General features: G+C 72.0%; 12 protein-coding genes. 9 read left to right on the forward strand and 3 right to left on the reverse strand.

Features of this window, described 5'->3' with window-relative positions; all coding sequences use genetic code 11:
* Window positions 1–58 precede the first annotated feature (58 nt).
* The 8 genes from ACZ4MU_RS23450 to ACZ4MU_RS23485 all read left to right on the forward strand — a co-directional run bounded on the left by ACZ4MU_RS23450 (window position 59) and on the right by ACZ4MU_RS23485 (window position 8,825).
* On the forward strand, window positions 59–1,291 hold the full coding sequence (locus tag ACZ4MU_RS23450) for an amidohydrolase (RefSeq protein WP_467879865.1): 1,233 nt from the start codon (window positions 59–61) through the stop codon (window positions 1,289–1,291).
* Between the two features lie 140 nt (window positions 1,292–1,431).
* Complete coding sequence (locus tag ACZ4MU_RS23455; protein WP_467879748.1) at window positions 1,432–2,496, forward strand: BMP family lipoprotein; 1,065 nt, start codon at window positions 1,432–1,434, stop codon at window positions 2,494–2,496.
* Window positions 2,497–2,724: 228 nt separating this feature from the next.
* Window positions 2,725–4,260 (forward strand): ABC transporter ATP-binding protein, encoded by a 1,536-nt coding sequence (locus ACZ4MU_RS23460; protein WP_467879867.1) that lies wholly within the window; start codon window positions 2,725–2,727, stop codon window positions 4,258–4,260.
* Window positions 4,257–5,378, forward strand: coding sequence for an ABC transporter permease (locus tag ACZ4MU_RS23465; RefSeq protein WP_467879751.1), 1,122 nt, complete (start codon window positions 4,257–4,259; stop codon window positions 5,376–5,378). The genes ACZ4MU_RS23460 and ACZ4MU_RS23465 overlap by 4 nt, the downstream gene beginning before the upstream one ends.
* Window positions 5,375–6,661 (forward strand): ABC transporter permease, encoded by a 1,287-nt coding sequence (locus ACZ4MU_RS23470; RefSeq protein ID WP_467879753.1) that lies wholly within the window; start codon window positions 5,375–5,377, stop codon window positions 6,659–6,661. Before ACZ4MU_RS23465 ends, ACZ4MU_RS23470 begins: the two co-directional genes overlap by 4 nt.
* Complete coding sequence (locus ACZ4MU_RS23475; RefSeq protein WP_467879756.1) at window positions 6,658–7,080, forward strand: cytidine deaminase; 423 nt, start codon at window positions 6,658–6,660, stop codon at window positions 7,078–7,080. The genes ACZ4MU_RS23470 and ACZ4MU_RS23475 overlap by 4 nt, the downstream gene beginning before the upstream one ends.
* A 118-nt stretch (window positions 7,081–7,198) precedes the next feature.
* A complete protein-coding gene (locus ACZ4MU_RS23480) occupies window positions 7,199–8,476 on the forward strand; it encodes a thymidine phosphorylase (RefSeq protein ID WP_467879757.1) in 1,278 nt (425 codons plus the stop codon).
* A gap of 76 nt (window positions 8,477–8,552) precedes the next feature.
* Window positions 8,553–8,825, forward strand: a complete 273-nt coding sequence (locus ACZ4MU_RS23485) for an STAS domain-containing protein (RefSeq protein ID WP_467879760.1) — start codon at window positions 8,553–8,555, stop codon at window positions 8,823–8,825.
* Between the two features lie 327 nt (window positions 8,826–9,152).
* Here ACZ4MU_RS23485 and ACZ4MU_RS23490 read toward each other — a convergent pair whose 3' ends face one another.
* Together ACZ4MU_RS23490 and ACZ4MU_RS23495 are read right to left on the reverse strand one after the other, a co-directional pair.
* Complete coding sequence (locus tag ACZ4MU_RS23490; RefSeq protein WP_467879763.1) at window positions 9,153–10,151, reverse strand: sigma-70 family RNA polymerase sigma factor; 999 nt, start codon at window positions 10,149–10,151, stop codon at window positions 9,153–9,155.
* 83 nt (window positions 10,152–10,234) lie between these two features.
* Window positions 10,235–11,524 (reverse strand): MFS transporter, encoded by a 1,290-nt coding sequence (locus tag ACZ4MU_RS23495; RefSeq protein WP_467879766.1) that lies wholly within the window; start codon window positions 11,522–11,524, stop codon window positions 10,235–10,237.
* A gap of 119 nt (window positions 11,525–11,643) precedes the next feature.
* On the opposite strand from ACZ4MU_RS23495, the gene ACZ4MU_RS23500 reads away from it, so the two are divergent.
* On the forward strand, window positions 11,644–12,540 hold the full coding sequence (locus ACZ4MU_RS23500) for a LysR family transcriptional regulator (protein ID WP_467879769.1): 897 nt from the start codon (window positions 11,644–11,646) through the stop codon (window positions 12,538–12,540).
* A gap of 15 nt (window positions 12,541–12,555) precedes the next feature.
* Here ACZ4MU_RS23500 and ACZ4MU_RS23505 read toward each other — a convergent pair whose 3' ends face one another.
* Entirely contained in the window at window positions 12,556–13,320 is a 765-nt protein-coding gene (locus ACZ4MU_RS23505; RefSeq protein ID WP_467879772.1) for an alpha/beta hydrolase, read from the reverse strand.
* Window positions 13,321–13,433 lie beyond the last annotated feature (113 nt).

The following is a 13,433-nucleotide window of genomic DNA, read 5'->3' on the forward strand; positions in this document are numbered from 1 at the left end:
TTGATCGACGGTTAGTTGGCCCCTGAAGGGGCCTACTCTTCAACAGGTGAACCAGTTGATGTCGCGCGCCTCCGACGAACCCGAAGCCGAGCTGCCCGGGGAAGCCCCGCTGCCCGGGTTGCTCCCCGAGCCCCTTCGCGCCGAACTCGTCGCGTTCCGCCGGGATCTGCACATGCATCCCGAGCTGGGAAACCAGGAGTTCCGCACCACCGCGGCGATCAAGAAGCGCCTGGAGGCGGCCGGGCTCAAGCCCCGGGTCCTCGACAGCGGTACCGGACTCCTGTGCGATGTCGGCACCTGGACGGGGGGACGGCCGATGCTGGCGATCAGGGCGGACATCGACGCCCTGCCGATCCCGGACGCCAAGGTCAACACGCCGTACCGGTCCACCGTCCCCGATCGGGCGCACGCCTGCGGCCACGACATCCACACCACCACCGTGCTCGGCGCCGGTCTCGTCCTGGCCGACCTCGAACGCCAGGGCCTGCTGCCCAACCCGGTCCGGCTGGTCTTCCAGCCCGCCGAGGAGGTGCTGCCCGGCGGCGCCACCGACGCGATCCGCTCCGGCGCGCTCGACGGTGTGGGCCGGATCATCGCGGTCCACTGCGACCCGCGCGTGGACGCGGGCCGGATCGGGCTGCGGACCGGGCCGATCACCTCGGCCTGCGACCGGCTGGAGATCACCCTGGACGGGCCCGGCGGCCACACCGCCCGCCCGCATCTGACCACCGATCTGGTGACCGCCGCCGCCCGGGTGGTCACCGACGTGCCCGCGCTGCTCGCCCGCCGCATCGACGCCCGGGCGGGGCTCGCCGTCACCTGGGGCCGGATCGACTCCGGGCACGCCTGCAACGTCATCCCGATGCGCGCGGAGCTGGCCGGAACCGTGCGCTGCCTGGACCTGGACGCCTGGCGGGAGGCGCCGGACAAGGTGCACGCCGCGATCTACGAGGTCGCCACTCTGCACGGGGCGAAGCCGGAGATCAACTATGTCCCCGGCGTGCCGCCGGTGGTCAACGATCCGGCCGTGGCCGAACTGCTGCGCGAGGCTCAGACGGCGCGCCGAGGGCCGTACTCGATCGAGGACACCGAGCAGAGTCTGGGTGGCGAGGACTTTTCGTGGTACCTGGAGCGCGTGCCGGGGGCGATGGCCCGTCTCGGCGTGCGCACCCCGGGGTCCAACGCCCGGCTTGACCTGCATCGGGGCGATTTCGACGCCGATGAGGCCGCCATCAAGGTCGGGGTGGAGCTCTTCACTGCCGCTGCGCTGCTCGAAGGACACCGTTCGTAACCGGACACTTCATCGTCTGTTCGCGGCGATTCGATAACGGCTTCCGAACAGGTCTTTACGCGACATCTACGCGCGTTACGATCCGACGCGAAACCAGCGCCGGTAGGGGCGCTCTCGGTTCGTTCTGAAGGGACCTCCTCGTGCGCCGGGTATCCAAGATCGCTGCGGCCGGTATCGCCACCGCCGCCCTCGCTCTTTCCGCCACCGCGTGTGGCAGCACGTCCTCCGAGAAGGACAAGGACTCCTCCGCGTCGTCCAGCGCGGGCGGCAAGGGCGTCAAGGTCGGTGTCGCGTACGACGTCGGCGGCCGTGGCGACCACTCGTTCAACGACTCCGCCGCGCGCGGCATCGACAAGGCCAAGGGCGAGTTCGGCGGTGAGATCAAGGAGCTGACCGCCAAGACCACGGACACCGAGGCCGACCGCGTCGAGCGCCTCACCCAGCTGGCCCAGGCGGGCTACAACCCGGTCATCGGCATCGGCTACGCCTACGCCAACTCGATGAAGCAGGTCGCCGCCAAGTACCCGAACACGTCCTTCGGCATCGTGGACTCGGTCGTCGAGGGCGCCAAGAACGTCGACAACATCGTCTTCACCGAGGAGCAGGGCTCCTACCTCGCGGGTGTCGCCGCGGCGCTGAAGTCGAAGACCGGCCACATCGGCTTCATCGGCGGTGTGGACGTCCCGCTGATCAAGAAGTTCGAGGCGGGCTTCGTCCAGGGCGTCAAGGACACCAAGCCCTCGGCCGACGTCAAGCCCCAGTACCTGTCGCACGGCTCGGACACCTCCGGCTTCGCCAGCCCCGACAAGGGCAAGGCCGCCGCGCAGGGCATGCTCGACGACGGCATCGACGTCATCTACACCGCCGCCGGCTCCTCCGGCAACGGCGCCATCGAGGCCGTCGCGGGCAAGAAGGGCGCCTGGGCGGTCGGCGTCGACTCCGACCAGTACAACCAGGCCTCGCTGGCCAAGTACAAGTCCTCGATCCTGACCTCGGTCGTCAAGAACGTCGACATCGGCGTCTACGACCTGGTCAAGTCGGTCAAGGACGGCAAGCCGCTCACCGGCACCAACAGCTACCCGCTGGCCAAGGACGGCGTCTCCCTCGCCACCAGCGGCGGCTTCATCGACGACATCAAGGCCCAGATCGACGCGGCCAAGAAGAAGATCGTCGACGGCCAGATCAAGGTCAAGACCACCCCGTGACCCAAGGCGGCCCGTCCCGGCCGCCGCAGTCACCGCGCCCGGCTCCGGCCGGGCGCACCCGGCCCGGCGGGCAGAGCGGCACCGCTCTGCCCGCCGGGCATAACGAAGTGTCAACTCTACGCGCGTAGGCCGGAGTTGGCGCGCTAGCTTCTCCGGAAGCCCCCTGCCCCCCGCTCCTGCTCCCGAGGAGAGTGCGCCATCAACGCGTCCAGCCCTCCCGCCGTCGAACTGCGCGGCATCACCAAACGCTTCCCGGGCGTCGTCGCCAACAAGGACATCGACATCACCGTCAAGAAGGGCACCGTCCATGCCCTCTGCGGTGAGAACGGTGCCGGCAAGTCGACCCTGATGAAGATCCTCTACGGCATGCAGAAGCCGGACGAGGGAACCATCACCGTCGACGGCGAGCAGGTGGCCTTCCACAGCCCCGCCGACGCCATCGCGCGCGGAATCGGCATGGTGCACCAGCACTTCATGCTCGCCGACAACCTCACCGTCCTGGAGAACGTGGTCCTCGGTGGCGAGAAGCTGTACGGCATCGGCGCCAAGGCCCGTAAGAAGATCAAGGAGATCTCGGACGCGTACGGCCTGAACGTGCGCCCCGACGTCCTCGTCGAGGACCTGGGCGTCGCCGACCGCCAGCGCGTGGAGATCCTCAAGGTCCTCTACCGCGGCGCGCGCACCCTGATCCTCGACGAGCCGACGGCCGTCCTGGTCCCGCAGGAGGTCGAGGCGCTCTTCGACAACCTGCGCGAGCTCAAGGCCGAGGGCCTGACCGTCATCTTCATCTCCCACAAGCTGGGCGAGGTCCTGAAGGTCGCCGACGACATCACCGTCATCCGGCGCGGCACCACGGTCGGCACCGCCGACCCGAGGAACACCACCACCAAGCAGCTCGCCGAGCTGATGGTGGGCAGCGAGCTGCCCTCGCCCGAGACCCGCGAGTCGACGGTCACCGACGTGCCCATGCTGAGGGTCGACGACCTGCGCCTGGCCGCCACCGACCCCGACGGCGTGGTCCGCGAGGTGCTCTCCGCGGTCTCCTTCACCATCCACAAGGGCGAGGTCCTGGGCATCGCCGGCGTCGAGGGCAACGGCCAGGCCGAGCTCGTCGAGGCGATCATGGGCATGCGCGACCCGGACGGCGGTGTCATCACCCTCGACGGCGCCGACATCTCGCACGCCCCCACCCGCAAGCGGCGCGAGGGCGGCATCGGGTACATCCCCGAGGACCGCCACCGCCACGGCCTCCTCCTGGAGGCCCCGCTGTGGGAGAACCGCGTCCTCGGCCATGTCACCGAGCGCCCCAACTCCAAGGGCGGGCTGCTCGACAACAAGGCCGCGCGGATGGACACCGAGCGCATCGTGCGCGAGTACGACGTACGCACCCCCGGCATCGAGGTCACCGCGGCCTCGCTCTCCGGCGGCAACCAGCAGAAGCTGATCGTCGGCCGCGAGATGAGCCACGACCCCAAGCTCCTGATCGCCGCGCACCCCACCCGGGGCGTGGACGTGGGCGCTCAGGCGCAGATCTGGGACCAGATCCGCACGGCCCGCCGCGAGGGCCTCGCGGTGCTGCTGATCTCCGCCGACCTGGACGAGCTGATCGGCCTGTCCGACACCCTGCGGGTGATGTACCGCGGCCGCCTGGTCGCCGACGCCGACCCCGCCACGATCACCCCTGAGGAGCTGGGCTCCGCCATGACCGGCGCCGCCGCCGGCCACCTGGAGCACGACGGCAGCACCGGGGGAGAGGACCGATGAAAAAGTTCACCCAGCGCATCGACCGGGAGAAGCTGCTCCTCGCGGTCGCGGCCCCCGTGCTCGCGGTGGTCGCGGCGCTCGTCGTGACCGCCCTGGTCATCCTGGCCACCGGCAAGAACCCGATGCCCGCCTTCGACGACATGTTGTCGTACGGCTCGGCCAGTGACAGCCAGGTCTACATCCTCAACAAGGCGACGACGTACTACCTCGCCGGCATCGCGGTGGCCATCGGCTTCCGGATGAACCTCTTCAACATCGGTGTGGACGGCCAGTACCGCATCGCGGCCTTCCTCGCCGCGGTGCTCGGCGGCGCGGTCACCCTGCCCGGTGTCGTCGCCATCCCGATGATGATCCTGGCGGCGATGGCGGTGGGCGCCCTGTGGGCGGCCATCGCGGGCGTCCTCAAGGTCACCCGGGGCGTCAGCGAGGTCATCTCGACCATCATGCTGAACGCCATCGCGACCGCGATCATCGCCTATCTGCTCCAGCCCGAGCGGCTCGGCCAGCTCGACCAGGCCGGCACGCTGGTCTCCACCAAGCCGCTGCCGAAGGACAACTGGTTCTTCGCCATCGACAACGGCGCGGCCGGCTCCATCTGGGGCTTCATCGTCGTCGCCGTACTGGTCGGCGTGGCCTACTGGTTCGTGCTGGGCCGCACCCGCTTCGGCTTCGACCTGCGGGCCGTCGGCCAGTCCGAGTCCGCCGCCGCCGCCAGCGGCGCCAACGTCAAGAAGATGATCGTCACCAGCATGGTCATCTCGGGTGCGGTGGCCGGTCTGGTCGGTCTGCCCACGCTGCTCAACGACAGCCACCAGTTCGACAACAGCTTCCCGCTGGGCCTCGGCTTCACCGGTATCGCCGTCGCGCTGCTCGGCCGCAACCACCCGGCGGGCGTCGCCCTCGCCGCGCTGGTCTGGGGCTACCTGGAGCGCACCACCGGCCACTTCGAAGTCATCGGCTACGACAAGGAGATCCTCGGCGTGATCCAGGGCGTCATCGTCCTGTGCGTCGTGATCGCGTACGAAGTCGTCCGCCGCTACGGCCTCAAGCGCCAGCAGCAGCGCGTCGGCGCCGAGCTCGCGGCCCAGGCCGCCAAGAAGCAGGAGGTGACGGCATGAGCGTCACGACGACCCCCGCCAAGACCCCGCCGCCCCCGGCCGGGCTCAAGGGCAACGCCAAGCGCAAGTTCTCCGCGGCGCAGCTCCTGCTGATCGTCGCGGGCGCACTGCTCCTGGTCTCCGCCGTGCGCATCATCACCGGCGCCGACCAGCTCACCTCCGAGGGCCAGATCAGCGCCGCCCTGGGCCTCGCCGTGCCGATCGGTCTCGCGGGCCTCGCGGGCCTGTGGTCCGAGCGGGCCGGCGTGGTCAACATCGGCCTCGAGGGCATGATGATCCTCGGCACCTTCGGCGCCGGCTGGGTCGGCTGGCAGACCAGCCCCTGGCTCGGCCTGCTGGCGGGCGTCGGCTTCGGCGTCCTGGGCGGCCTCGTCCACGCGGTCGCCACCGTCACCTTCGGCGTCGACCACATCGTCTCCGGTGTGGCCGTCAACCTGCTCGCCGTCGGCGCCACGCAGTACATGGCCAAGCTCTTCTTCAACGAGGGCGACGCAGCGGCGCAGGGCGGCAACCCCAAGCAGTCGCCGCCGGCCGAGACGCTGCCGAGCTTCACCGTCCCGGGGCTGTCCTCCGGCCTGGAGTCGGTCCAGAAGCACCACTGGTTCCTGCTCTCCGACCTCGCGGGCATCCTCGGCGGCCTGGTCACCAATGTCTCCTGGGTCACCGTCATCGCCGTACTGCTCTTCGTGGGCACCTGGTGGGTGCTGTGGAAGAGCGCCTTCGGCCTGCGGCTGCGCTCCTGCGGCGAGAACCCGATCGCCGCCGAGTCGCTCGGCGTCAACGTGTACACCTACAAGTACGCGGCGGTCGCGGTCTCGGGCGGTCTCGCCGGTCTCGGCGGCGCGTTCCTGGCGCTGGTCACCTCGCACATCTACCTGGAGGGCCAGACCGGCGGGCGCGGCTACATCGGCCTCGCCGCGATGATCTTCGGCAACTGGCGTCCGGGCGGACTCGCCATGGGCGCGGGCCTCTTCGGCTTCTCCGACGCGCTCCAGCTGCGCAACGGCGGCACCACGGTGCACGCCCTGCTGCTCCTGCTCGTGGTGCTGCTGGTCGCCCTGGCCGCCTGGAAGGCGTACAAGAAGGCGATGCTCCAGGCGGTGATCAGCGCGGTCGTGGCCGCCGCGATCCTCGTCTGGTACCTGATGACCGACACCGTCCCCAGCGACTTCGTCGGCGCCACGCCGTACGTGGTCACCCTGCTCGTGCTCTCGCTCTCCGCGCAGCGCCTGCGGATGCCCAAGGCCGACGGCATGCGCTACCGCAAGGGGCAGGGCAAGTGACGCCGGACGCCCCCGGTGCGGGCGCCGTCGACTGGGAGGCCCTGCGCGAGGCGGCCCGGGACGCCATGTCCCGGGCGTACGCCCCGTACTCGGGCTACCCGGTCGGCGCGGCGGCGCTCGTGGACGACGGGCGCACCGTCACCGGGTGCAACGTCGAGAACGCCAGCTACGGCCTCGCCCTGTGCGCGGAGTGCGGGCTGGTCTCGGCGCTGCGGCTGGGCGGTGGCGGGCGCCTGACGCACTTCGTGTGCGTCGACGGCCACGGCGCCGCGCTGGTGCCCTGCGGCCGCTGCCGCCAGCTGCTGTTCGAGCACGGCGGACCGGACCTGCTGCTGGAGACCCCGGACGGCGTCCTGCCGCTGGCCGCGATGCTCCCGCAGGCCTTCGGTCCGGACCACCTCACGCAGGACCCCAAGTAACCACCGCGGCCCCTCCGTTGCCGATCAGCCAGGGAGGGGCCGCATCCGTCAGACCTCTCTATGCGCGTAGAGTCGCGTGTACCGCACGGACGAACCGCACCACGCCGGAAGGAATGCCATGGACGTCATCTCCGTCATCCGCACCAAGCGAGACCGGGGCGAGCTGAGCCCGGAGCAGATCGACTGGGTCATCGACGCCTACACCCGGGGTGTCGTCGCCGACGAGCAGATGTCGGCCCTCGCCATGGCGATCCTGCTCAACGGGATGAACCGTACGGAGATCGCCCGCTGGACCGCCGCGATGATCGCCTCCGGTGAGCGCATGAACTTCGACGCGCTCTCGCGGCCCACCGCCGACAAGCACTCCACCGGCGGCGTCGGCGACAAGATCACGCTGCCGCTCGCCCCGCTGGTCGCCGCGTGCGGCGCGGCCGTGCCCCAGCTGTCCGGCCGGGGCCTGGGCCACACCGGCGGCACCCTGGACAAGCTGGAGTCCATTCCCGGCTGGCGCGCGCTGCTCTCCAACGAGGAGATGCTGAACGTCCTGGACACCACCGGCGCCGTCATCTGCGCGGCGGGCGACGGCCTGGCCCCCGCCGACAAGAAGCTCTACGCGCTGCGCGATGTCACCGGCACCGTCGAGGCCATCCCGCTGATCGCCTCCTCGATCATGTCGAAGAAGATCGCCGAGGGCACCGGCTCGCTGGTCCTCGACGTCAAGGTCGGCACCGGCGCCTTCATGAAGACCATCGAGGACGCCCGCGAGCTCGCCTCCACCATGGTCGCGCTCGGCACCGACAGCGGCGTGAAGACCGTCGCCCTGCTCACCGACATGTCCACCCCGCTCGGCCTCACGGCGGGCAACGCGCTCGAAGTGCGCGAGTCCGTCGAGGTCCTGGCCGGCGGTGGCCCGCAGGACGTCGTCGACCTCACCCTCGCACTCGCCCGGGAGATGCTGGACGCCGCCGGGATCAAGGACGCCGACCCCGAGAAGGCCCTCGCCGACGGCTCGGCCATGGACGTGTGGCGCCGGATGATCGCGGCCCAGGGCGGCGACCCGGACGCCACCCTGCCGGTCGCCCGCGAGCAGCACGTCGTCACCGCCCCGAGCTCGGGTGTGCTCACCCGCCTGGACGCGTACGACATCGGCGTCGCCGCCTGGCGCCTGGGCGCCGGCCGGGCCCGCAAGGAGGACCCGGTGCAGGCGGGTGCGGGCATCGAGCTGCACGCCAAGCCGGGTGACACCGTGACGGCGGGCCAGGCGCTGCTCACCCTGCACACGGACACGCCGGAGAAGTTCGACTACGCCCTTCAGACGCTGGGCGGCTCGTACGACATCGCCCCGGCGGGCACCTCGTTCACCGCGAACCCGATCGTCCTCGACCGGATCGCCTGACGCCTGGGCAGTCCGTCCGTGCTCCCCGGACCCGCCCGGCCGATGACTTTCCCGGCCGGGGCGGGTCTGTCCGCATGTGAACCCCAAGCGACCCGCGCTCCTCGTCGTCCCGTCCCCCCTGGCCCTCGCCGACGTCCCCCCGCTGTGCGCGCGGCTGATGGCGCTGTACGCGGCCGGGGCGCGGGAGGTGGTGTGTGATGTGGGCGGGCTGGTGCGGGCGGATCTGGCGGCGGTGGAGGCGGTGGCCCGGCTCCGGCTGACCGCGCGCCGGGCCGGGGGGCGCCTGTCGATACGGAACGCGGGGCCGGGGCTGGGGGCGTTGCTGCGCCTTGCGGGCCTGGAGGAGTGATGGTGCCCGGGCTTTGTCTGCGGGTGTGTGGTGGTTGCCCGCGCAGTTCCCCGCGCCCCTGAAAGCCTGTGGCTGAGCTCGGTTCTCCGGCTGCGGCCGACTGCCCAAGGGGCGCGGGGAACTGCGCGACCGGCCCACCACGGCCCGCAGGCGAACGATGGCATTCAGGGCGCTGGGGAACCGTACGCGTCGCAGACGCACGCGGGGTTGGGGGCGCGGGGAACTGCGCGAGCACCCCCCACACAGCCGCAGACGAAGTCCGGGCACAAAAGGGCCTCGGCGCACTGCGCGTGCAGCCACCCACGGCCCCGGCAGGGGCAGACCCCCTCAGGCCGTGCCGAGCGCTTCGGGCAGGTCGAACAGGGGGAACCAGCGCGCCGTGTCCAGGAACGCGTTCAGCCCGACTATCCTGCCGTCGGCGATCTCCACCACCTGAAGCGCCCACGGCTCATGGCGCCCCCCGGGCCCACTGGGCCGGTACTGGCCGAACGCCGGCGTCCCATTGGCCACCGTCGGCACCAGACGGGACCCCCGGCAGCCGGCCCCGGGCCCCACGTGCCACGCCACGATGTCCTCGGGGCCGCGCAGCCACAGGTCGTACGGCGGCATCGAGAGCGTCGCGTCCTCGTGCAGCAGGGACGTCAGCGCCGACATGTCGTACCCCTCGAACGCCGCCACATAGCGGGCCAGGAGCTTCTGCTGGTCCTCGTCGAGCGGGTCCGCCGCGTCCGAGGCGCGCGGCTGCGACTCCGCCAGCGTCGAACGCGCCCGCTGGAGCGCGCTGTTGACCGACGCCACCGTGGTGCCGAGCAGCTCGGCCACCTCGCTCGCCCTCCAGGCGAGCACCTCGCGCAGGATCAGCACCGCCCGCTGCTTGGGCGGCAGATGCTGGAGCGCCGCCACGAAGGCGAGCCGCACGCTCTCGCGCGCGACCGCCGTCTCGGCCGGGTCGTCCACGGCCGTCGGCAGCACCCGCGCGTCCGGCACCGGCTCCAGCCAGGTGATCTCGGGCCGCGAGCGCAGCACGGCCGAGGAGGCCGTCTGCGGGGCCGTGAGGTCCATCGGGCGGGCCCGCTTGCCGCCCGCGGTCAGCATGTCCAGGCAGACGTTGGTCGCGATCCGGTAGAGCCAGGACCGCAGGGACGAGCGGCCCTCGAACTTCTCGTAACCACGCCACGCCCGCACCAGCGTGTCCTGTACCGCGTCCTCCGCCTCGAAGGCCGAGCCGAGCATCCGGTAGCAGTACCCCGTCAGCTCGGTCCGGTGCTTCTCCAGGCGGGAGTCGAGGTCCGTCTCCACCGCCGGATCCGTCGTCGGATCACCCATCGCGTCCACCCCAGATCGCTCATGTGCTCCAGCTCTTCGGAAGCTACAGGAGCCCACTGACAATCGCGCATCGGACGCACGTCTCAGCAGGTCACCCGGGGTGCGCCGAGGCGCGTCGCGGCGCGGCGGCGCTCGGTGCGGGCGGCGTGGCTGCCGTACAGCGTCACCGAGACGACGCCGAGGACGGCGAGCAGGCCGAGCAGGACCGTGGCGCTCCAGCCGCCGGCGTGGAAGGCGACCGCGCCCAGCGTGCCGCCCGCGCTGCTGCCCAGGTAGTACGCGGACTGGTACAGCGCCGACGCCTGGGCGCGGCCCGTCTTCGCGGTGCGGCTCACCGAGGAGGAGGCGACCGCGTGGCCCGCGAAGAAGCCCGCGGTGATCAGGACCAGGCCCGCCAGGACCGCCGCCAGCGAGTCGAGCAGGCTCAGCACCAGACCCGCGGCCGTGGTGGAGACGGCCAGGTACAGCGCGCCCCGGCGGCCGAGCCGGGCCACCAGCGTCCCGGCCCCGGCCGAGGAGACCGTACCGACCAGGTACACCAGGAAGACCGAGCCGACCACGCCCTGCGGGAGGTGGAAGGGCGCGGCGCTGAGCCGGTAGCCGATCACCGTGTAGACGGCGCCGAAGACCGTCATGAAGAGCGCACCGATCGCGTACAGGCGTACCAGCAGCGGGTCGGCGAGGTGGCCGCGCACGGTGGCCGCCAGCGCGCGCGGGTCGAGGGGCGCCGCCCGGAAGTGGCGCGACCTCGGGAGCAGCAGCCGGAAGACCACCGCGCACCCGGCCGCCAGCAGTCCGACCGCGGCCAGCGCCGCGCGCCAGCCCCACGCCTGGGCCACCCAGCCGGTCAGGATGCGGCCGCTCATGCCGCCGATGGAGTTGCCCGCGACGAACAGGCCGATCGCGGCGACCAGCGCCTTGGGCCGTACCTCCTCGGCGAGGTAGGCCATCGCGGAGGCGGGCAGTCCGGCCAGCGCCGCGCCCTGGACCGCCCGCAGCGCCACCAGCCAGCCCACGCCGGGCGCGAACGGGACCAGCAGCCCCACGCCGACCGCGACCACCAGCGAGACCGTCATCGTCCGGGACCGCCCGAACCGCTCCGACACCGCGCTCAGCGGCAGCACGCACAGCGCCAGCGCGCCGGTCGCCGCCGACACGGTCCAGCTCGCCGCGGAGGCCGATGCCCCCAGGTCCGCGGAGATCAGCGGAAGCAGCGCCTGGGTGGAGTAGAGGAGGGCGAAGGTGGCGACCCCGGCCGCGAAGAGCGCGAAGCTCATCCGGCGGTAGCCGGGCGCGCCCGGGAAGAGCTGGTCGGGGGACGGCGAGGTGGAGGCACCCACGGCGGTGGGTGCCCCGGTACTGGCGGGAGGCATGGTTCGACCGTAGGCCCAGGAGATTCATGCGTCCAATGCGTGGAGCGCGCATAATCGATCCACGTACGCATAAGCAGAGCTCAGGCGGGTGTCTGTCATTGAACAGTTACGAAGAAGACATGGTCGCGGTGCTCACGCCCCGCCTCGCGTACTTCGCCGCGGTCGCCCGGCACGAGCACGTCACGCGCGCGGCGCAGGAGCTCGGCGTGCCCCAGTCGACGCTCTCGCGCGCGATGGTGCGGCTCGAAGAGGACCTGGGCGTCGCCCTGTTCGCCCGCCGGGGCCGCACGGTCTCGCTCACCCCGGCCGGGCGCACCTTCCTCGGCTCGGCCGAACGCGCCCTCGCGGAGGTCGAGCGGGCCGCCGATTCGGTGCGGGCCGACGCCGACCCGGCGACGGGCAAGGTCGCCTTCGGCTTCCTGCACACCATGGGCTCCGAGACCGTCCCCGGCCTCATCCGTGCCTTCCGCGTCACCCACCCCCGGGTCCGTTTCACGCTGGTGCAGAACTACGGCGAGGCGATGATCGAGCGGCTGCGCGCCGGGGACCTCGACCTCTGCCTGACCTCGCCGGTGCCCGACGCCCCCGACCTGGTGGCACGGCGCCTGGACGAGCAGCGGCTGCGCCTCGTCGTCCCCGACGACCACCGCCTCGCGGCCCGCAAGCGGGTGCGGCTCGCGGAGGCGGCCGAGGAGACGTTCGTGACCCTGGAGCCCGGGTACGGCCTGCGGCGCATCACGGACGACCTGTGCGCCCAGGCCGGGTTCGCGCCCCGGGTCGCCTTCGAGGGCGAGGAGGCGGAGACCCTGCGCGGTCTGGTGGCGGCGGGCCTGGGTGTGGCCCTGCTGCCACCGCCCGCGGTGGCCCGCCCGGGGGTGGTCGAGCTGACGGTGACGGCGCCCCGGGCGGTCCGCGAGATCGGGGTCGCCTGGCTCGACGGCCACCCCGACACCCCTCCGGTGGCCGCCTTCAAGGCGTTCCTGCTGTCCCGGCGGGGACAGTTGCTGCCGGTGTGAGTGTCCCGGCGGGCGCTACCCGCCCAGCGACTTCCCGAAGCCGGCCGCCAGCGGCATCCGCAGCCCCAGCGGCGGCGGGGCGGCCAGGGCGTCGGCGACGGGACGCGCGTACGCGTGCGCGAAGAGCGAGCCCTTCACGAAGTCTGCGGCCAGCGCCAGGACTTCGGGCCGGTGCTGGCGGAGCCCGTGCCCGTCGGAGTGGACCTCGAAGCGGCAGGTGTCGCGGTTGGCCTTCTTCGCGCGCGCGGCGAGGCGGAACGACAGCTCCGGGTCGCAAGCCGCGTCATTGGTGCCGTGCACGATCAGCACCCGCCGCCCCACCAGCTGCTTCACCGGCTCCGGTTCGGCCGCCACGTCCTCATCGGGGAGCCAGGGGGCCAGCGCGAGCACGCACTCGACGGCCTCGTGCCCCGCCGCGCGCAACGCCGCCCGCCCGCCCATCCCGTACCCGGCCAGGCACACGGGCACGTCCCCGTACCGCCGCACCACCTCGTCCGCGGCCCACTCGGCGTCCGCCGCGAGCAGGGCGTCGCCGCCGTTCCAGCCCCGGCCCCGGTAGCGCACCGGATGGGCCACCAGTCCGTCGTCCCGGCCCGCCCGGGCCAACCGCCGTGCCAGCGGCAGCGCCGAGGCGTACGCGAGGGGGGAGGGGCGGCGTGCCGAGACGGGGTCGCCGTCCGGCAGCACCAGCACCACACCGCCGACCGAGGAGCCGGCGCCGGTCGCGCCGACGGCCCGTCCGAGCCGGGCAGCAGGCAGGGAAGTCGCATGCTGTGCCATGGCAGAACAGTCTCAGAAGCCGACGTGTACTCCACCCGTCCGCGCAGTCACTGTTACGTATCGGCAACCGGGCGACTCCCGGTGATCTACGCGCGTAGGGGCTAGCATGCGCA

The organism is Streptomyces sp. NPDC026377 (genome assembly GCF_055567715.1).

Excerpts from the sequence above, each read along its gene's own strand:
- ACZ4MU_RS23465 (WP_467879751.1), top strand. The coding sequence starts at position 4,257 with ATGAAAAAGTTCACCCAGCGCATCGACCGGGAGAAGCTGCTCCTCGCG.
- ACZ4MU_RS23505 (WP_467879772.1), bottom strand. The coding sequence starts at position 13,320 with ATGGCACAGCATGCGACTTCCCTGCCTGCTGCCCGGCTCGGACGGGCC.
- ACZ4MU_RS23480 (WP_467879757.1), top strand. The coding sequence starts at position 7,199 with ATGGACGTCATCTCCGTCATCCGCACCAAGCGAGACCGGGGCGAGCTG.
- ACZ4MU_RS23470 (WP_467879753.1), top strand. The coding sequence starts at position 5,375 with ATGAGCGTCACGACGACCCCCGCCAAGACCCCGCCGCCCCCGGCCGGG.
- ACZ4MU_RS23490 (WP_467879763.1), bottom strand. The coding sequence starts at position 10,151 with ATGGGTGATCCGACGACGGATCCGGCGGTGGAGACGGACCTCGACTCC.
- ACZ4MU_RS23450 (WP_467879865.1), top strand. The coding sequence starts at position 59 with ATGTCGCGCGCCTCCGACGAACCCGAAGCCGAGCTGCCCGGGGAAGCC.
- ACZ4MU_RS23495 (WP_467879766.1), bottom strand. The coding sequence starts at position 11,524 with ATGCCTCCCGCCAGTACCGGGGCACCCACCGCCGTGGGTGCCTCCACC.
- ACZ4MU_RS23500 (WP_467879769.1), top strand. The coding sequence starts at position 11,644 with ATGGTCGCGGTGCTCACGCCCCGCCTCGCGTACTTCGCCGCGGTCGCC.